Annotated in this window: 21 protein-coding genes; 4 read left to right on the plus strand and 17 right to left on the minus strand. The window is 63.4% G+C overall.

Annotation, left to right across the window (positions count from 1 at the left end; all coding sequences use genetic code 11):
- Window positions 1-7: 7 nt before the first annotated feature.
- On the minus strand, window positions 8-787 hold the full coding sequence (locus LFT46_RS14305) for a response regulator transcription factor (protein WP_236799095.1): 780 nt from the start codon (window positions 785-787) through the stop codon (window positions 8-10).
- Between the two features lie 253 nt (window positions 788-1,040).
- On the opposite strand from LFT46_RS14305, the gene LFT46_RS14310 reads away from it, so the two are divergent.
- Window positions 1,041-2,708 carry a sensor histidine kinase gene (locus LFT46_RS14310; RefSeq protein WP_236820173.1) on the plus strand — a complete coding sequence of 556 codons (1,668 nt, stop codon included), beginning with the start codon at window positions 1,041-1,043 and terminating at the stop codon, window positions 2,706-2,708.
- Window positions 2,709-2,777: 69 nt separating this feature from the next.
- Here LFT46_RS14310 and LFT46_RS14315 read toward each other — a convergent pair whose 3' ends face one another.
- From LFT46_RS14315 to LFT46_RS14350, 8 genes are all read right to left on the minus strand, one after another.
- Window positions 2,778-3,617, minus strand: a complete 840-nt coding sequence (locus LFT46_RS14315; protein ID WP_236799097.1) for a tRNA pseudouridine synthase A — start codon at window positions 3,615-3,617, stop codon at window positions 2,778-2,780.
- A gap of 86 nt (window positions 3,618-3,703) precedes the next feature.
- Window positions 3,704-4,276 (minus strand): 50S ribosomal protein L17, encoded by a 573-nt coding sequence (gene rplQ / locus LFT46_RS14320; RefSeq protein WP_236820174.1) that lies wholly within the window; start codon window positions 4,274-4,276, stop codon window positions 3,704-3,706.
- Between the two features lie 68 nt (window positions 4,277-4,344).
- Entirely contained in the window at window positions 4,345-5,355 is a 1,011-nt protein-coding gene (locus LFT46_RS14325) for a DNA-directed RNA polymerase subunit alpha (RefSeq protein ID WP_013601812.1), read from the minus strand.
- Window positions 5,356-5,485: 130 nt separating this feature from the next.
- Window positions 5,486-5,887: a 30S ribosomal protein S11 gene (gene rpsK, locus LFT46_RS14330; RefSeq protein WP_018760435.1), complete on the minus strand. Its 402-nt coding sequence runs from the start codon at window positions 5,885-5,887 to the stop codon at window positions 5,486-5,488.
- Window positions 5,888-5,941: 54 nt separating this feature from the next.
- A complete protein-coding gene (rpsM, locus tag LFT46_RS14335; protein ID WP_003803743.1) occupies window positions 5,942-6,316 on the minus strand; it encodes a 30S ribosomal protein S13 in 375 nt (124 codons plus the stop codon).
- 184 nt (window positions 6,317-6,500) lie between these two features.
- The gene (gene rpmJ, locus LFT46_RS14340) at window positions 6,501-6,614 is read right to left on the minus strand and encodes a 50S ribosomal protein L36 (protein ID WP_009358722.1); all 114 of its coding nucleotides are present in this window, start codon (window positions 6,612-6,614) and stop codon (window positions 6,501-6,503) included.
- A 71-nt stretch (window positions 6,615-6,685) separates the two neighbouring features.
- Window positions 6,686-6,907 (minus strand): translation initiation factor IF-1, encoded by a 222-nt coding sequence (infA, locus tag LFT46_RS14345; RefSeq protein ID WP_009358723.1) that lies wholly within the window; start codon window positions 6,905-6,907, stop codon window positions 6,686-6,688.
- Window positions 6,908-7,078: 171 nt separating this feature from the next.
- Window positions 7,079-8,008 (minus strand): P1 family peptidase, encoded by a 930-nt coding sequence (locus LFT46_RS14350; RefSeq protein WP_236820175.1) that lies wholly within the window; start codon window positions 8,006-8,008, stop codon window positions 7,079-7,081.
- Between the two features lie 216 nt (window positions 8,009-8,224).
- On the opposite strand from LFT46_RS14350, the gene LFT46_RS14355 reads away from it, so the two are divergent.
- The 3 genes from LFT46_RS14355 to LFT46_RS14365 all read left to right on the plus strand — a co-directional run bounded on the left by LFT46_RS14355 (window position 8,225) and on the right by LFT46_RS14365 (window position 11,524).
- On the plus strand, window positions 8,225-9,184 hold the full coding sequence (locus tag LFT46_RS14355; RefSeq protein ID WP_236799100.1) for a carbohydrate ABC transporter permease: 960 nt from the start codon (window positions 8,225-8,227) through the stop codon (window positions 9,182-9,184).
- Window positions 9,181-10,101 (plus strand): carbohydrate ABC transporter permease, encoded by a 921-nt coding sequence (locus LFT46_RS14360; protein WP_236799101.1) that lies wholly within the window; start codon window positions 9,181-9,183, stop codon window positions 10,099-10,101. Before LFT46_RS14355 ends, LFT46_RS14360 begins: the two co-directional genes overlap by 4 nt.
- Before the next feature lie 73 nt (window positions 10,102-10,174).
- The gene (locus LFT46_RS14365; RefSeq protein ID WP_236820176.1) at window positions 10,175-11,524 is read left to right on the plus strand and encodes an ABC transporter substrate-binding protein; all 1,350 of its coding nucleotides are present in this window, start codon (window positions 10,175-10,177) and stop codon (window positions 11,522-11,524) included.
- 81 nt (window positions 11,525-11,605) lie between these two features.
- Here the strand turns inward: LFT46_RS14365 and map are convergent, their stop codons facing one another.
- From map to rplF, 8 genes are all read right to left on the minus strand, one after another.
- A complete protein-coding gene (gene map, locus LFT46_RS14370; protein WP_236799103.1) occupies window positions 11,606-12,433 on the minus strand; it encodes a type I methionyl aminopeptidase in 828 nt (275 codons plus the stop codon).
- A gap of 75 nt (window positions 12,434-12,508) precedes the next feature.
- Window positions 12,509-13,078, minus strand: coding sequence for an adenylate kinase (locus LFT46_RS14375; RefSeq protein WP_236802906.1), 570 nt, complete (start codon window positions 13,076-13,078; stop codon window positions 12,509-12,511).
- 5 nt (window positions 13,079-13,083) lie between these two features.
- Complete coding sequence (gene secY / locus LFT46_RS14380; RefSeq protein WP_236799104.1) at window positions 13,084-14,394, minus strand: preprotein translocase subunit SecY; 1,311 nt, start codon at window positions 14,392-14,394, stop codon at window positions 13,084-13,086.
- Window positions 14,395-14,604: 210 nt separating this feature from the next.
- Complete coding sequence (rplO, locus tag LFT46_RS14385; protein WP_236799105.1) at window positions 14,605-15,090, minus strand: 50S ribosomal protein L15; 486 nt, start codon at window positions 15,088-15,090, stop codon at window positions 14,605-14,607.
- Window positions 15,091-15,297: a 50S ribosomal protein L30 gene (rpmD, locus tag LFT46_RS14390; RefSeq protein ID WP_009358731.1), complete on the minus strand. Its 207-nt coding sequence runs from the start codon at window positions 15,295-15,297 to the stop codon at window positions 15,091-15,093. It lies immediately after the preceding gene.
- A gap of 2 nt (window positions 15,298-15,299) precedes the next feature.
- Entirely contained in the window at window positions 15,300-16,016 is a 717-nt protein-coding gene (gene rpsE / locus LFT46_RS14395; protein ID WP_142133091.1) for a 30S ribosomal protein S5, read from the minus strand.
- Window positions 16,013-16,396 carry a 50S ribosomal protein L18 gene (gene rplR / locus LFT46_RS14400; protein ID WP_236799106.1) on the minus strand — a complete coding sequence of 128 codons (384 nt, stop codon included), beginning with the start codon at window positions 16,394-16,396 and terminating at the stop codon, window positions 16,013-16,015. The genes rpsE and rplR overlap by 4 nt, the downstream gene beginning before the upstream one ends.
- Window positions 16,397-16,398: 2 nt before the next feature.
- Window positions 16,399-16,935: a 50S ribosomal protein L6 gene (gene rplF / locus LFT46_RS14405; RefSeq protein WP_110541321.1), complete on the minus strand. Its 537-nt coding sequence runs from the start codon at window positions 16,933-16,935 to the stop codon at window positions 16,399-16,401.
- Window positions 16,936-16,937 lie beyond the last annotated feature (2 nt).

Here is a 16,937-nt window from a genome sequence, read left to right on the forward strand (position 1 = left end):
ATCACTGTTAGGCGTCGTCAGGACGCCGCGGCGCCAACCGGTATCCCACCCCGCGGACCGTCTGCAGCCAGCGTGGCGACAGCTGATCCTCCTTGAGCTTGCGCCTCAGGTTTCCCACGTGGACCTCCACGGCGCGCTCGTCCGCTTCGCTGATATAGGTTTCCCGGTCGTAGAACTCGCCCCGCACGGCCCGCACCAGGTCGGCCCTGGTGCATACGGCCCCGCCGCCTTTCAGCAACACATGGAGCAGGTCGAACTCACTGCGGGTCAATCCCAGTGGCTGGCCTTTGATTTCCACCGTGCGCGTCCGGTGGTTCAGGAGGAGCCCGTTGTGCTGCAGGACTCCGGGCTCTGCATGGGCGGCAGGAGCCGGGGACTGGCCCAGGGACGTGGACGGGTTCTGCCCGTCCACCTCATGCCGGGGCCTGCGCATCATTGCCGCCACCCGTGCCCGGAGTTCCCTGGGCCTGAAGGGCTTGGCGATGTAGTCATCTGCCCCCGCATTAAGTGCTGACAGCAGGTCCGGTTCCTCCGTACGGCCGGTCAGCATCACCACATATGCGTTGCTGAAATTCCGGATCCGGCGCAGAACCTCAAACCCGTCAATATCCGGCAGGCCAATATCGAGCGTCACGACATTTGCCTGCTTGCTGCGGACTACGTCAACCCCGGTCCGCCCATCCACCGCTGTATGCACTTCGAAGCCCGCCTGGGTCAATACACCTTCCAGGAGGTTACGCACATCGTCGTCGTCCTCGATTACTACAGCTACACCAAGATCGTCCATTGCTATCCCTGCGCCAGGCGAAGATGGCCCCCCATTGGCCCAGCGCCAATGCCAATCCCGCTCCAACCATTTATACGCTACTAGTAAGCCGCACTGATGACATCCGAATCGGCGCCGGAAATTGAAAAGTCAATTATTATGACAAGACATGTGCAATATCTAGGGAAAGGGTGGTTGCCCAAGGTAACTGGGGGGATTTGATAGACCTTGGCGGCACCTGCTTTCCAAATGTGAAGGGGTACGAGTCAGAAACATGGCTGAGCCGTTGTTCCACCGTGGACCCGGCCGCATCTTCCGCCGGCTGGGAACCCGCGCCCAAGTGGTGTTGTGCCAGCTCCCACTCACCCTCCTTGTGGCTGCCATTGCCGTGGCAACACCCTTCGCGTGGCCCTCACTCACGCACAGCTCCCTGTACCTGGCCGGAATTGTCCTGCAGGCCATCCTGTTCCTTGGCTGTTTCCTGGTCCCCTGGGAACGGCTGGCGCACCGCCCCTATCTGCTGATTCCGGTCCTGGATTTCGCCGCCATCGGCCTCCTCCGCAACGGCGCCGCGCCCCTCCTGCCGGGCCTTGCGGTGCTGGTGGTTTTCCCTGTCATCTGGCTCTCCGCCTCTGGCATGCTGGCGCGCAGCAGCCTGGTGCTCAGCTTCCTGGGCCCTCTGCTGATCATGCTCCCCACAGCAGCGGCCCACTTCCCTGCAATCACTGCTTCCGACATCACCACCGTCGTTCTCTTCCCGGTGATGATGCTCGCAGTGTCCCTGGCCATCCGCTTCGCGAGCGTGAGCCTCCGGCAGCAACAGGCGGAACTGGCGGACAAGGACCGCGAACTCCGGGACCTGCTGGCCGCAAGCCGGGAACGGGAGAAGCTGCTCGAAACCGTGCTGGACGCCACCGACGTCGGTATCGCCGCCGTCGACCGTGCCGGCCACTTCCTGGTCTCCAACAGCCGGCAGCGCAACTTCCGCCGGGCCACAGGCGCCGACGAAGCCATCCCGGGCCAGGGGCACCAGCTGATTTTCGGCCAGGACCGCCGCACTCTGCTTCCTCCGGACCGGCGGCCCATCAGCAGGGCCATGGCCGGTGAGTCCTTCGCTGACTACCTGGTGTGGGCGGGCGAGGGCCCGGAGCAGCGCGCCGTATCCACGGCCGCCCGCCCCCTGGTCAGCGAGGACGGCCGGCTCACCGGCGCCGTGGTGGTCTACAGCGACGTCACCGGCTGGGTGGAATCACTGGCAGCCAACCAGGAACTCATCTCCAATGTCTCGCACGAGTTCAAGACCCCGCTCAACTCAATCCTGGGCAACGTGGACCTGGTGCTGGACGACCCCGACGACCTGCCCCCGCCCGTAGCCAAGCGCCTGCTCGTGGTACAGCGCAACGCTGAACGGCTGCTGGACCTCGTGGCCGACCTGACAGCTTCCGCCTCCACCACCTTGAACGTGCATCCCAAACGGACCGATCTGGCCAGCCTGGTGGAGACCAGCCTGGGTTCGGCCCAGGCTTCGGCCCTGCGGTCCCACGTGGAGATCGCCACCGACGTCCCGTCGCCCCTGTGGGCCTACGCGGATCCGCTGCGGATCGGGCAGGTGCTGGACAACCTGGTGTCCAACGCCATCAAGTACAGTCCCGACGGCGGCAAAGTCAGCATCAGCGCGCAGGCGGACCGGCAATGGGTGCGGTTGAGCGTCACGGACACCGGGATGGGCATGTCCGGCGAGGACGCCGCCAAGGCCTTCAACCGTTTCTTCCGCGCCGAATCCGCCCTGAAAGCAGCAATCCCGGGAGCGGGGCTGGGTCTTTCCATCACCAGGATGATCGTGGAGCGGCACGGCGGCAGCATCACCTGCCAGAGCGGCGAGGGCCAGGGCAGCACCTTCACGGTCACCCTTCCGGCAGAAGGTCCCCCGCCCGCTTTTTAGCACCATCGACTGCTCCGTGCTTGTCGTTATCGGGCTCGAAAACGACATGTACAAAGCACTCGATGGGAATCAGTACTCGCGGACGGCCCTGGTCTGTTCGGCGCGGGTAAGGAGCTCGCTGTCCGACGGGTAGGCCACTTCCTCCAGCACCAGGGGGTGCGGCGCGGCTAGAACCGACTTCGCATCCCGCTTCTGCAGCAGCAGCCGCTCGTACAACCAGCCCGGCTCAACAGCGCCCTCCCCCACGTACAGTGCTGAGCCGATCAGGGCGCGGACCATGTTGTGGCAGAACGCGTCAGCCTGGACGGTGGCTACGATAACGCCGTCCTCGCCGCGCCGGAACTCGAACCGCTGGAGCTCACGGACGGTGGTGGCGCCCTCGCGCGGCTTGCAGAAGGACAGGAAGTTCTGCAGACCCAAGAGCTGCGAAGCACCCTCGTTCAAGAGCGAGACGTCCAGCGGATTTTTGTGCCACAGCGTGAAGTACCGCTCCAACGGGTCCCACAGCGCCGGGCCGTCCGCGATCCGGTAGCTGTACCGGCGCCAGAGGGCGGAGAAGCGGGCGTCGAAACCCTCCGGCGCCAACGAAACGGCATGCACCTCCACCGCCCCGTGCAGGTCGCCGAGGGCCCGGTTGAGTGCCCCGCGGAGCCTGCGCATCATGGCGACGGCGGGATCGAGTTCGTGCCCGCGCGGCAGTCCCAGCCACTCGGCTTCGGTGAGGTCCAGGTGCACCACCTGCCCGCGGGCGTGGACCCCGGCGTCAGTGCGCCCTGCAACGGTGACCCGGACCTGGCGGCGGACCAAAAGCTCGATTGCTTCCTCCAACACGCCCTGGACGGTCCGCCGTCCCGGCTGCACGGCCCACCCGCTGAACGGACCGCCGTCGTACGAAAGATCAAGCCGCATACGCAAAAACCCGCCGCCCCCTGAAACGGGGGCCGCGGGTTTTTGGTGGTTCACAGACCTAAGTCTATGCGAAGCGAATCAGCGAATTACTTCGCGTCCTTCTCCTCGGCTGCGGGAGCCTCGGCAGCTTCCTCAGCGGCCGGAGCCTCTTCGGTTGCAGCTTCTTCAGCAGCAGGTGCCTCTTCGGTTGCAGCAGCTTCCTCAGCGGCCGGAGCCTCTTCAGCCGGAGCTTCCTCGGCGGCCGGAGCAGCCTTGGCAGCAGCCTGGGTAGCCTCGGCTACGACGGCCTGCTTGGCGGAAACCGGCTCCAGGACCAGTTCGATGACAGCCATGGGAGCGTTGTCGCCCTTGCGGTTGCCGATCTTGGTGATGCGGGTGTAGCCGCCGTCGCGGTTCTCCACAGCCTGGGCGATGTCGGTGAACAGCTCGTGGACGATGCCCTTGTTGCTGATCAGGCCGAGCACGCGGCGGCGGGAAGCCAGGTCGCCACGCTTGGCGAAGGTGACAAGGCGCTCTGCGTACGGCTTCAGGCGCTTGGCCTTGGTCACCGTGGTGGTGATCCGCTTGTGCTCGAACAGGGATGCTGCCAGGTTCGCGAGCATGAGGCGCTCGTGAGCCGGGCCGCCTCCGAGGCGCGGACCCTTAGTGGGGGTAGGCATAATTGTTTCTCCTCATGTGGAAGCCGTGGGCGGCACACCATGGTGCTGCCCACCGGCCAAGGTCTGGTTTAGAGTTCGTCGTCGCCGAAAGCGGCGTCGTCCTCTTCGATTGCTGCGGCGCGTGCTGCGAGGTCAAAACCGGGAGGCGAGTCCTTGAGGGACAGGCCCAGTTCAACCAGCTTTGCCTTGACCTCGTCAATGGACTTGGCACCGAAGTTGCGGATGTCCATCAGGTCAGCCTCGGAGCGGGCAACGAGTTCACCCACGGTGTGGATGCCCTCACGCTTGAGGCAGTTGTAGGAACGGACGGTGAGGTCCAGATCCTCGATCGGCAGTGCCATGTCTGCTGCCAGGGCAGCATCCGTCGGCGACGGGCCGATCTCGATACCTTCAGCTGCGGTGTTCAGCTCACGGGCCAGACCGAACAGTTCCACCAGGGTGGTGCCTGCGGAAGCAACGGCATCGCGCGGGGCGATGGCCTGCTTGGTCTCGACGTCGACAATCAGCTTGTCGAAGTCGGTGCGCTGCTCAACACGGGTTGCTTCCACGCGGAAAGTAACCTTCAGCACCGGCGAGTAGATGGAGTCGACCGGGATGCGGCCGATCTCTGCATCGCCGGACTTGTTCTGAGCTGCCGAAACGTAGCCGCGGCCGCGCTCGATGGTCAGTTCGAGTTCGAACTTGCCCTTCGAGTTCAGCGTGGCGATGTGCAGATCCGGGTTGTGGAATTCGACGCCGGCCGGCGGAGCGATGTCCGCGGCGGTGACGACTCCGGGGCCCTGCTTGCGCAGGTAAGCCACGACAGGCTCGTCGTGCTCGGAGGAAACCGACAGGCTCTTGATGTTAAGGATGATCTCGGTGACATCTTCCTTGACACCCGGAACCGTGGTGAACTCGTGCAGCACACCATCGATCCGGATGCTGGTTACGGCAGCACCGGGGATGGAGGAGAGCAGGGTACGGCGGAGGGAGTTTCCGAGGGTGTAGCCGAAGCCCGGTTCCAGCGGTTCAATGATGAAACGCGAACGGTTTTCGGAGACGACCTCTTCGGAGAGGGTGGGGCGCTGTGCAATGAGCACTTAGGTTTCCTTTCGGCGAGCATCCGCTATATGACGCAACACAGGTGGTGGAAATTCGGTCTGAAGACTTAACGCGCTGGGCTTGCCCGGACCATCGCTGGTCCGGGCAAGCTCCTGCTGCGGAAAAGAATTAGACGCGGCGGCGCTTCGGCGGGCGGCAGCCGTTGTGGGCTGCGGGGGTGACGTCCTGGATGGAGCCAACCTCGAGGCCTGCGGCCTGCAGCGAACGGATTGCGGTCTCGCGTCCGGAACCCGGTCCCTTGACGAAAACGTCTACCTTGCGCATGCCGTGCTCCTGCGCACGCTTGGCAGCGGCTTCAGCAGCCATCTGGGCAGCGAACGGGGTGGACTTACGCGAGCCCTTGAAGCCAACCTCACCGGAGGAAGCCCAGGAAATAACAGCACCGGAAGGATCCGTGATGGAAACGATGGTGTTGTTAAAGGTGCTCTTGATGTGCGCCTGGCCAAGCGCGATATTCTTCTTGTCCTTCTTACGCGGCTTGCGAACCGCGCCACGAGTCTTCGGGGGCATTTTTTCTCCTACAGAAAGTTATTGGGGAAAGTCCGTAAATCCCGGGCGGGGATTTTAACGGGCCTTCTTCTTGCCGGCGACGGTACGCTTCGGGCCCTTGCGGGTACGTGCGTTGGTCTTCGTACGCTGACCGCGTACGGGCAGGCCCTTGCGGTGGCGCAGGCCTTCGTAGCTGCCGATTTCAACCTTGCGGCGGATATCTGCTGCTACTTCGCGGCGAAGGTCACCCTCAACCTTGTAGTTGCCTTCAATGTAGTCACGCAGCTCAACCAGCTGGGCGTCAGTCAGGTCCTTGACGCGAACGTCAGCGCTGATGCCCGTGGCAGCCAGGGTTTCGTGTGCACGGGTCTTGCCCACGCCGTAGATGTAAGTAAGCGCAATTTCCAGCCGCTTTTCGCGGGGAATGTCTACGCCAGCGAGACGAGCCATAGTGGCAGTACTCCTTGATAAACCGGAGGTCGTAGGCAGTACACCCGCACAGTCCGTGCGGCCCCAGCCTCCGACCGGGGGTTAGCTGTCCGGACTCTTTCGAGCTCAATGTTCCAGATCAGCTTGTGCTGCCTTTATTTACTTGCGTGGGTTAGCAACCCAGGATTTCCTTCAGGGAAGGAAATTAGCCCTGGCGCTGCTTGTGGCGCGGGTTCTCGCAGATCACCATGACCCGGCCATTACGGCGGATCACTTTGCACTTTTCGCAGATCTGCTTGACGCTCGGCTTGACCTTCATGGCGTTCCTTTGCGTGTAGCAGTTTGGTCAACTGGAGCGGCGGCCAGTGTGTACTGATGCCGCCCAGCAATTTACTTGTAGCGGTAGACGATACGACCACGGGTGAGGTCGTACGGGCTCAGCTCCACCACTACGCGGTCCTCGGGGAGGATTCGGATGTAGTGCTGACGCATCTTTCCAGAGATGTGTGCCAGAACGATGTGCTTGTTGGTGAGCTCAACGCGAAACATCGCGTTAGGCAGCGCCTCGGTCACAACGCCTTCGATCTCAATGACCCCGTCCTTCTTGGCCATACCCTCCGCTAACTGTTGTTGCCGCAGCCCCGCCGGATTGCACCGGGCATGACTACGAACGTTTTTGTTGGATCGATTGCAGCCTCCAGGCCCAAAAGGGCGTGGCAGTCCAGACAACCAACAAACAACACTACCCCGTCAGCGGGTAAAAGTTAAATCGGCCATAGTAGCCTACGCGGACCGGAACGCACCATATTCACCTGCGGGGGTAGTGATCGTTTCAGCGCTGGCCACGCCGTCAAGGATGGCCAACCGTACGACGTCGGCTGCCGCACTTTGCAGCGTGATAAGGCTCAGCTGCCGGGCAGCTTCGTCCGACCGGTCCAGTGCCACGGCACCGGTCGCCAGGCAGAAAACAGTGTCGCCGTCGGCCAGGGTGTGTGAGGGGTTGAGAGCCCTCGCGATCCCCGCGTGAGCCGCCGAGGCAGTCCGTTTACATTCGGCCACATTAAGCACGGCGTTGGTAGCCACAACGACCAGAGTGGTGTTGGGACCCGGTTCCACCACGGCCTCCTCGAGAACCGACTGTTCGACTGTCGGCAATCCCAACGCATTCACCACTGCGATTGCCCCCACAACTACACCGTTATTGAGCGTGGCCGACGCCGTGCCCACCCCGCCTTTGTAGGTCCTGCCGAGGAGAGCCCCGGTTCCGGCGCCCACGTTGCCGCGTTCGACGTCGTGCCCTTCCTTTTGTGCCGCTGCGGCGGCCGTTGCCGCGTAGCCCATGTCCGGCGTCGGGCGTGCGGAAAAGTCGCCGCCCCTGCCCAGGTCGAAGATGGCGGCGGCCGGGACGATCGGAACCACTCCCCCCGGGACGGCGAAGCCGCGGCCATTCTCCTCGCACCAGCGCTGGGCACCGGCCGCGGAGGCAAGCCCGTAGGCGCTGCCGCCGGTGAGGACCACCGCGTCGACGTGGCTGACCAGCGTCGTGGGGTCAAGGGCGTCCGTTTCGTGGGTGGCAGGCCCCCCGCCCTGGACATCCACCGATCCCACAGTGCCCGGTGGGGGCAGGACCACACTGACGCCCGTCAGCCAGCCGTCGCGTTCCTTTTGTACGTGGCCCACGCGCAGGCCCGGAACATCGGTAATGGTTCCCATGGCCCTATTCTCCCCTCTGCTGGCGCGCCCCTGCCGCATTGGCGAACTTTATGCAAGACTGCATTCAACACAGCGTTAACGGGCGACGAAGCCTTGGATAACAGTCCCTTGACAAGGGCATATGCGGGTTTCAGCCCCCTGACGGTCTGGTGTAGTAGTCCCTAGATCAAGCCAGGGCCCGCCACGAGCAGGCTCCCAACCCGGGAGAGGCAACGCATGACCCGTCAACTCGCCCCGCACCCCTCGGCCAAACCCAACAGGCCTCCGGGAAGTTCCGCGAAAGTACCAAAGCGGCGGTGGACAGCAAGGACCCGCCGCGACTTCTTTGTTTTCCTTGCCATGGCGTTGCCCAACCTGGTGCTGATCGCCGTCTTCACCTACCGTCCGCTGATCAGCAACATGTACTACTCAACGCTGGACTGGACCCTGGGCTCCCCCACCGCCACGGTGGTGGGCCTTGCCAACTACGTCACCTTCTTCGGCAGCAATGACGCCCCGAAGGTCCTGGGCACCACGGCAGTGTTCACCCTTACGACGGTGGGCGGATCCATGCTGCTGGGCCTGCTGGTGGCGCTGGCCTTGAACGCGAAGATCCGCGGTACCACGTTTGCCCGTTCCGCCGTCTTTGCGCCCTATGTGCTCTCCGGTGTCGGCGTGGGCCTGGTATGGCTGTTCATCTTCGACCCTGGCTACGGGGTCCTGGCCTGGCTGCTGCGGGGCATCGGGCAGCAGAGCCCGCAGTGGATTAACGATCCCCAGCTTTCGCTGGTCATGGTAATCCTGGTCTACGTCTGGAAGAACCTGGGCTATTGCGCCGTGGTCTACCTGGCCGGGCTGCAGTCCCTTCCCTCGGAAGTCATGGAAGCGGCCTCCCTTGACGGAGCCAACGGGTTCCGGCGCTTCGTCAGCATTTCGCTGCCGCTGCTGTCCCCCACCACGTTCTTCCTCCTGATCACCACGATGCTCAGCTCACTGCAGGCCTTCGACCTGATCCGGATCATGACCCCGCTGGGCACCGGCACCAGCACCCTGATTTACGAGGCCTACCTGCAGGCCTTCGGCGCCTACAACAGGGCCGGTTACTCGGCAGCCATCTCGGTAGTGCTGTTCGCTATCCTCCTGGTCATCACCGTGCTGCAGCTGCGGTTCGTGGAACGAAAGGTGCACTACTCGTGACCTCCCTGTCACCGGTCAACCCGGACCCCGCTGCGCCGGCCGTCGCTGCCCCCGAGCCAGGCCTCGACCGCGACCGCCCGCTGTCGCGCCGCAACCTCGTCCAGACGGTGGTGGGCGGCTACCTGCCCCTGCTCATCGCAACACTGGTGGTCTTCCTGCCCCTGCTGTGGATGGTGCTGAGCTCCTTCAAGCAGTCCGGCGAAATCGTCACCACAGACCTGAAGATCCTGCCGGAGAGCCTGAACCTGGAGAACTACCGGACCGCCATGACCACGGTGCCGTTTGGGCAGTTCTTCCTGAACAGCACCATCGTCACCGTGGTGGGGGCCACCATCAAGGTGATCCTGGCGATCCTGACGGCGTACGCGCTGGTCTTCGTCCGCTTCCCGTTCCGGGATTTCATCTTTTTGCTGATCCTGGTGGCGCTCATGGTGCCCCCTCAGGTGGCTATCCTGCCCAACTTCATTTTGATCGCGGGAATGGGAGGCAAGAACACGCTGTGGGGCATCATCCTTCCCGGCCTGGGTACCGCGTTCGGTACGTTCCTGTTGCGCCAGCACTTCCGGACCCTGCCGAATTCGATCCTGGAGTCTGCCGAGATGGACGGTGCCGGCCACTGGCGGCGGCTGTGGCAGATCGTGGTTCCGGTCTCGGTCCCGTCCATCGCCACCGTGGCTTTGGTGACGGTGGTGACCGAATGGAACGAGTACATCTGGCCGCTCATCATCACGGACCGCCCGGAGACGATGACGCTTCCGGTGGGGCTGACGCTGCTGCAGAACAGCGAGAGCAACGCCGCCGGCTGGGGGGTCCTCATGGCCGGCGCGGTCCTGGTCATCGTCCCCATCCTGATCATCTTCGCCGCCCTGCAGCGCTACATCGTGGCGGGCCTCACCCAAGGGAGCGTGACCGGCTGACCCGCCTCCCGCCGTCGTACTTTCCAACCTTCGACTCTCACATTCTCCAAGGCAACAACCGAAAGGAACTGTCATGACACTTCACCTGGACCGGAGGCATTTCCTGGGCCTGGCAGGGGTTACCGCCTCTGCCGCCGCCCTGGCCGCATGCGGCGGACCCTCCACCACCGGCGGCGGGCAGGCGACCTCGCAGGCGGCCGACATCGACTTCAACGGCGTTAAGCCGGCGGCCAAGATCGACTTCTGGTCCAGCCACCCCGGCCAGTCGCAGGAGGTTGAGAAGAGCCTGATCCAGAAATTCCAGGCCAAGAACCCCGGCATCACCGTCAACCTGGTGACGGCAGGGGCCAACTATGAGGAAATTGCGCAGAAGTTCCAGACGGCCCAGGCTGCCAAGTCCGGCCTTCCGGGCGTGGTGGTCCTCTCCGACGTGTGGTGGTTCCGCTACTACACCAACGGCAGCATCATCCCGGTGGACAGCCTTACCAAGCAGCTGAACATGAAGATGGATGACTTCCAGCAGTCGCTGATCAACGACTACAAGTACGACGGCAAACAGTGGGCGCTCCCCTACGGCCGCTCAACCCCGCTGTTCTACTACAACAAGGACCACTTTGCCGCTGCCGGACTTCCGGACCGGGCGCCCAAGACGTGGGACGAATTCGGCCAGTGGGCACCCAAGCTCAAGGCAGCTTCCGGGGCCCAGTACGCCTACATCTACCCCGCCCTGGCAGGGTACGCGGGCTGGACCCTGCAGAACATGCTGTGGGGCTGGGGCGGCGGCTGGTCCAAGGAATGGGACATCACCTGCGACTCCCCTGATTCCGTGGCGGCGCTGCAGTGGGCGCAGGATTCGATCTACAAGGACAAGTGGGCGGGGGTCTCCTCCAAGGAAGCAGCTGACGACTTCTCGGCCGGCCTGACGTCCGCCACCATCGCCTCCACCGGCTCGCTGCTGGGCATCCTGAAGTCGGCCAAATTCAATGTGGGCGTCGGCTTCCTGCCGGGCGGCCCCAAGGCGACCACAAACGTCTGCCCCACCGGCGGCGCAGGCCTGGGCGTCCCCAGCGGGATCACCAAGGAGGAACAGCTCGCCGCCGGGATGTTCCTCGATTTCGTCACCCAGCCGGAGAGCACCGTCGAGTTCTCGGCCGCCACCGGCTACATGCCCACCCGCAAGTCTGCGGACATGACCGCCGTCCTGGCCAAGACACCACAGATCCAGACGGCAGTGGACCAGCTGGCGGTGACCAAGGTCCAGGACAACGCCCGCGTGTTCCTGCCCGGCGCCGACCAGGAGATGGCCAAGGCTGCCGCGAAGATCCTCACCCAGCAGGGTGATGTGAAGTCCACCATGACGGACCTGAAGAACACGCTGCAGAGCATCTACGACCGCGACGTGAAGCCGAAGCTGAAGTCGTAGTTGGGAACGCAAAAGCCCTGGCCGCTCCTGTTTCAGGAGTCGCCAGGGCTTTTGCCTGTCGCCGGCGAACGTGCGCGTCCCTTACGGGATCGGCACCGGGGTGACGCCGAGGGGCGCCAGGTGCTCCGCACCGCCGTCGGGCGCTGAAAGCACCCAAATGCCCTTCTCATGCACCGCCACGGAGTGCTCCCACTGGCAGGAGCGCTTGCCGTCCGTGGTAACCACTGTCCAGTCATCCTCCAGGACCGCGGTCTCGATGCCGCCGCGCACAAGCATTGGCTCAATGGCGAGGCAGAGGCCCGGCTTGATCTTGGGACCCCGGTGGCTGGTGCGGTAGTTCAGGACATCAGGCGCCATGTGCATCTCGGAACCGATGCCGTGGCCCACGTAGTCCTCCAGGATGCCCAGCGGCTTGCCGGGAACGGACGAAACGTAATCATCGATGGCCGCGCCAATGTCTCCAACGTGCGAGCCTGTGGCCAGCGCTGCGATGCCCCGCCACATGGCGGCCTGGGTGATGTCGGAGAGCCGCTGGTCCTCCGGATCCGCGGTTCCCACGATCACCGTCCGCGCGGAATCCGAGTGCCAGCCGTTGACGATGGCGCCACCGTCAATGGAGATGATGTCCCCGTCCTGAAGGATCCGGCTGCCGGGAATGCCATGCACCACTTCCTCATTCACTGAGGTGCAGATGGTGGCCGGGAAGCCGTGGTAGCCCAGGAAGTTGGACTTGGCGCCTGCCTCGTTGAGGACGGCGGCGAAGACGTCGTCCAGGTGCTTGGTGGTGACTCCCGGCACCGCGGCGGCAACGGCGGCGTCGAGTGCGCGGCTGAGGACCAGGCCTGCCTCCTGCATGGTGCGCATCTGGGCATTGTTCTTGAATTCGATGCGGGGCTGGCCAAAGGCCATGGTGTTTCCTTTCAAATGGCTGAGGCTCCTCCCGGATGCCGGGAGGAGCCTCGATAAAACCGGGGCCGCCTTTGGTCAGGCTGCCTGTGCCGCCTTGATGGCCTGCATCACGCGGTCGGTAACTTCGTCGATGGGACCAATCCCGTCGACCTGGGTGAGGATGCCGCGCTCGGCGTACTTCGACACCACAGCTTCGGTCTGCTCGTGGTACAGGTCAAGGCGGTGGCGGATGACGGCTTCGTTGTCGTCGCTCCGGCCCGTTTCCTTGGCCCGGCCCAGGAGGCGGTGCACCAGTTCCTCGTCGTCGGCGGTCAGCTGGAGGACCACGTCGAGCTTCTCGTCGCCGTCGGCGAGGATCTCGTCAAGGTAATCCACCTGCGCGGTGGTGCGCGGGTAGCCGTCCAGCAGGAAGCCATTGTTCACATCGGACTCGCCAAGGCGGTCGCGGACCATCTTGTTGGTCACGCTGTCCGGAACGAAGTCACCGTTGTCCATGAACTTCTTGGCCTCGAGGCCCAGCGGCGTTTCGCCCTTCACGTTGGCACGGAAGATGTCGCCGGTGGAGATGGCCACAACGCCGAGGCGTTCTGAGATCCGCTCCGCCTGCGTTCCTTTTCCGGAACCGGGAGGTCCAATAATCAGCATTCTCGTCATCGCAAAAGCCCTTCGTAGTGACGTTGTTGTAGCTGCGCATCAATCTGCTTTACGGTCTCCAAACCAACGCCCACCATGATCAGGATCGAGGTGCCACCGAACGGGAAGTTCTGGTTCGCATTGATCAGTACCAGTGCCACCAGCGGAATCAGTGCCACGAAGCCCAGGTAAAGGGCACCGGGCAGGGTGATCCGTGAGAGCACGTACTGCAGGTAATCAGCGGTCGGCCTGCCGGCGCGGATACCAGGGATGAAGCCGCCGTACTTCTTCATGTTGTCCGATACTTCTTCAGGGTTGAAGGTAATCGCGACGTAGAAGTAGGTAAAGAACACGATCAGGACGAAGTAAACCGCCATGTAGATCGGGTGGTCACCGCGGGTGAGGTTGTTGTTGATCCACTCAACCCACGGCTGCATGGGCTCGCCATTCCGGGGCTGGTTGAACTGCGCGATCAACCCGGGAATGTAGAGCATGGAGGAAGCGAAGATCACCGGAATGACGCCGGCCATGTTCACCTTGATAGGAATGTAGGTGCTGGTGCCGCCCACGGTGCGCCGCCCGATCATGCGCTTGGCGTACTGCACGGGGATACGCCGCTGCGACTGTTCCACGAAGACCACCAGTGCAACGGTGAGCAGGCCCACGGCGAGGACGATGAAGAAGGTTCCCGGGCCCTGGGAGGTCCAGATGGCGCCCAGCGAGGTGGGGAACTGCGCGGCGATGGAGGTAAAGATGAGCAGCGACATGCCGTTGCCCACGCCCTTCTCCGTGACAAGCTCGCCCATCCACATGATCAGGCCGGTACCGGCCGTAAGCGTGATGATGATCAGGATGGTGGTGATGATGCTGGTGTCCGGGATGATCGGCAGCTGGCAACCGGGCAGCAACTGCCCGGAGCGTGCCAGCGACACCAGGGTGGTGGCGTTGAGCAGGCCCAGCGCGATGGTGAGGTAGCGAGTGTACTGGGTCAGCTTGGACTGGCCCGACGCGCCCTCTTCGTAGAGCTGCTGGAACCGGGGAATGACCACCCGGAGCAGCTGCACAATGATGCTCGCCGTGATGTAGGGCATGATGCCCAGGGCGAAAATAGACACCTGGAGCAACGCGCCGCCGCTGAAGAGGTTAACGAGCTGGTACAACCCGCCGGCGGTCTGACCGTTCTGCAAGCATTGCTGGACATTCTGGTAGTTCACACCTGGCGAGGGAATGAAAGCACCCAAGCGGAAGATGGTGATGATTGCCAGCGTGAACAACAACTTGCGTCGCAGATCAGGCGTGCGAAAGGCCCGGCCAAATGCGCTAAGCAAGCGTCCTCCTGTGGTGTCAATAAGGGTGGGGTGGCGGAACTTGATAAATCCCGACAACCGAGTCTAACGGTTGGATGCGCCCTGCGAACAATCCGGGGCAGCGCACGTGCGCCGGATGGCGCGAAAAATTCGCCCGGCGGATATGAAAAACTCCCGGTATCCGGGGCCAAAGCCCACGGATACCGGGAGTTCAACAGCTGGCGCCGTCCCTTACAGGGCGGTGGTGCTTCCGCCTGCTGCAGCGATCTTTTCAGCGGCGCTGGCCGAGAATGCGTGGACGGTGACGTCAACCTTGACGGTGATGTCGCCGGTGCCCAACACCTTGACGGGCTGGTTCTTGCGAACCGCACCCTTTTCAACCAGGTTCTCCACGGTGACTGCGCCACCTTCCGGGAACAGCTCGTTGAGCTTGTCCAGGTTCACGACCTGGAACTCAACCCGGAACGGGTTCTTGAAGCCACGCAGCTTGGGCAGGCGCATGTGCAGCGGCAGCTGGCCGCCGGCAAAGCCAGCCTTCACCTGGTAGCGGGCAGCCGTACCCTTGGTACCACGGCCGGCGGTCTTACCCTTGGATGCCTCACCACGACCAACACGGGTCTTGGCGGTCTTGGCACCCGGGGCGGGACGCAGGTGGTGAACCTTCAGGGCGTTCTGCTTCTCAGCAGCCTGTGCCTTATCAGCAGTGTTCTCTGCCATTTACTTCGCCTCCTCTACCTTTACCAGGTGCGGAACCGTGTTGAGCATTCCAACGGTCACGGCGTCGGCGGTGCGGACAACGGTGTGTCCGATCCGCTTCAGGCCGAGGGACCGCAGGGTGTCGCGCTGGTTCTGCTTGCCGCCAATGGCGGACTTGATCTGAGTGATTTCCAACTGGGCGTCGGAAGGGACCAGGTTCTTAGCCATGACTAAACACCTGCCTTCGGAGCCAGGAGGGCCTTCACCAGAGCCTGGGGAGCAACCTCGTCCAGCGGCAGGCCGCGGCGTGCTGCCACTGCTGCCGGCTCTTCGAGGCGCTTCAGGGCATCAACGGTCGCGTGAACGATGTTGATGGCGTTGGAGGAACCGAGCGACTTGGAGAGGATGTCGTGGATGCCCACGCACTCCAGTACTGCACGGACCGGACCACCGGCGATAACACCGGTACCGGCGGAGGCCGGACGCAGCATTACGACGCCGGCAGCGGCTTCACCCTGAACGCGGTGAGGGATGGTGTTGCCAACGCGCGGAACGCGGAAGAAGGACTTCTTGGCCTCTTCAACGCCCTTGGCGATAGCAGCGGGAACTTCCTTGGCCTTGCCGTAGCCCACGCCGACCATGCCGTTACCGTCACCAACGACGACCAGTGCGGTGAAGCTGAAGCGACGACCACCCTTGACGACCTTGGAAACGCGGTTGATGGTGACAACGCGCTCTACGAACTGGTTCTTTTCGGCTTCACGGCCACCGTCGCGGCCGCCACGGCCACCGCGGTCGCCGCGGCCCTGGCCGCGGTCGCCACGCTCGCCGCGACGGGCGCCACCACGGCGGTCGTCGGCAGCGGGGGCAGTGGTCTCAGCAGCTGCGGCTTCGGGAGCCTTCTGATCTGCAGACACAGTGTCCTTTTCCTTGTTTGCTTCGGTCACAGTGACAGCCCACCTTCGCGTGCACCGTCAGCGACGGCGGCAATCCGGCCGTGGTACTTGTTACCACCACGGTCGAACACAACAGCCTCGACGCCGGCAGCCTTGGCTCGTTCGGCAACGAGCTCGCCGACGCGCTTGGCCTTGGCAGTCTTGTCACCGTCGAATGCACGGAGGTCGGCTTCCAGTGTGGACGCGCTTGCTACGGTCTGGCCAATGGTGTCATCGACAACCTGGACAAATACGTGGCGTGCGGAGCGGTTGACCACCATGCGGGGGCGTACAGCCGTACCGGAAATGCGCTTGCGGATACGAAGCTGGCGGCGGCTGCGACCAGCAGCCTTGCTCTTGTTCGTACGCTTCTTGTTAATGGAGATGGCCATGGTTACTTACCAGCCTTTCCGACCTTGCGGCGGATGACTTCGCCGGCGTAACGGATGCCCTTGCCCTTGTACGGGTCGGGCTTCCGCAGCTTGCGAATGTTGGCAGCAACTTCGCCGACCTGCTGCTTGTTGATTCCTGATACAGAGAGCTTGGTCGGTCCCTCTACTGCAAAGGTGATGCCGGCCGGAGCCGAAACGTTGACCGGGTGGCTGTAGCCCAGAGCGAACTCAAGGTCAGAACCCTTGGCCTGAACGCGGTAACCGGTACCGACGATTTCAAGCTTCTTCTCGTAGCCTGCGGTGACGCCCTGGATCATGTTGGCGATCAGGGTGCGGGTCAGGCCGTGGAGCGAACGTGAGGCACGCTCGTCGTTCGGGCGGCTTACGGTCAGGGTGTTGTCTTCCAGGGCAACCTCGATGGGGCTGGCCACAGTGTGGCTCAGCTCCCCCTTGGAACCCTTGACGCTGACGACAGAGCCGTCAACCTTGACCTCAACGCCGGCAGGAACGGTGATGGGGAGACGTCCAATACGTGACATTA

This window comes from Arthrobacter sp. FW306-07-I, assembly GCF_021800405.1.
Taxonomy (GTDB): domain Bacteria; phylum Actinomycetota; class Actinomycetes; order Actinomycetales; family Micrococcaceae; genus Arthrobacter.

What these genes read in the sequence shown, in the direction of transcription:
- LFT46_RS14305 (WP_236799095.1), bottom strand. Translation starts at nt 787, where the DNA reads ATGGACGATCTTGGTGTAGCTGTAGTAATCGAGGACGACGACGATGTG.
- LFT46_RS14310 (WP_236820173.1), top strand. Translation starts at nt 1,041, where the DNA reads ATGGCTGAGCCGTTGTTCCACCGTGGACCCGGCCGCATCTTCCGCCGG.
- LFT46_RS14315 (WP_236799097.1), bottom strand. Translation starts at nt 3,617, where the DNA reads ATGCGGCTTGATCTTTCGTACGACGGCGGTCCGTTCAGCGGGTGGGCC.
- rplQ (WP_236820174.1), bottom strand. Translation starts at nt 4,276, where the DNA reads ATGCCTACCCCCACTAAGGGTCCGCGCCTCGGAGGCGGCCCGGCTCAC.
- rpsK (WP_018760435.1), bottom strand. Translation starts at nt 5,887, where the DNA reads ATGCCCCCGAAGACTCGTGGCGCGGTTCGCAAGCCGCGTAAGAAGGAC.
- rpsM (WP_003803743.1), bottom strand. Translation starts at nt 6,316, where the DNA reads ATGGCTCGTCTCGCTGGCGTAGACATTCCCCGCGAAAAGCGGCTGGAA.
- rpmJ (WP_009358722.1), bottom strand. Translation starts at nt 6,614, where the DNA reads ATGAAGGTCAAGCCGAGCGTCAAGCAGATCTGCGAAAAGTGCAAAGTG.
- infA (WP_009358723.1), bottom strand. Translation starts at nt 6,907, where the DNA reads ATGGCCAAGAAGGACGGGGTCATTGAGATCGAAGGCGTTGTGACCGAG.
- LFT46_RS14350 (WP_236820175.1), bottom strand. Translation starts at nt 8,008, where the DNA reads ATGGGAACCATTACCGATGTTCCGGGCCTGCGCGTGGGCCACGTACAA.
- LFT46_RS14355 (WP_236799100.1), top strand. Translation starts at nt 8,225, where the DNA reads ATGACCCGTCAACTCGCCCCGCACCCCTCGGCCAAACCCAACAGGCCT.
- LFT46_RS14365 (WP_236820176.1), top strand. Translation starts at nt 10,175, where the DNA reads ATGACACTTCACCTGGACCGGAGGCATTTCCTGGGCCTGGCAGGGGTT.
- map (WP_236799103.1), bottom strand. Translation starts at nt 12,433, where the DNA reads ATGGCCTTTGGCCAGCCCCGCATCGAATTCAAGAACAATGCCCAGATG.
- LFT46_RS14375 (WP_236802906.1), bottom strand. Translation starts at nt 13,078, where the DNA reads ATGCTGATTATTGGACCTCCCGGTTCCGGAAAAGGAACGCAGGCGGAG.
- rplO (WP_236799105.1), bottom strand. Translation starts at nt 15,090, where the DNA reads ATGGCAGAGAACACTGCTGATAAGGCACAGGCTGCTGAGAAGCAGAAC.
- rpmD (WP_009358731.1), bottom strand. Translation starts at nt 15,297, where the DNA reads ATGGCTAAGAACCTGGTCCCTTCCGACGCCCAGTTGGAAATCACTCAG.
- rplR (WP_236799106.1), bottom strand. Translation starts at nt 16,396, where the DNA reads ATGGCCATCTCCATTAACAAGAAGCGTACGAACAAGAGCAAGGCTGCT.
- rplF (WP_110541321.1), bottom strand. Translation starts at nt 16,935, where the DNA reads ATGTCACGTATTGGACGTCTCCCCATCACCGTTCCTGCCGGCGTTGAG.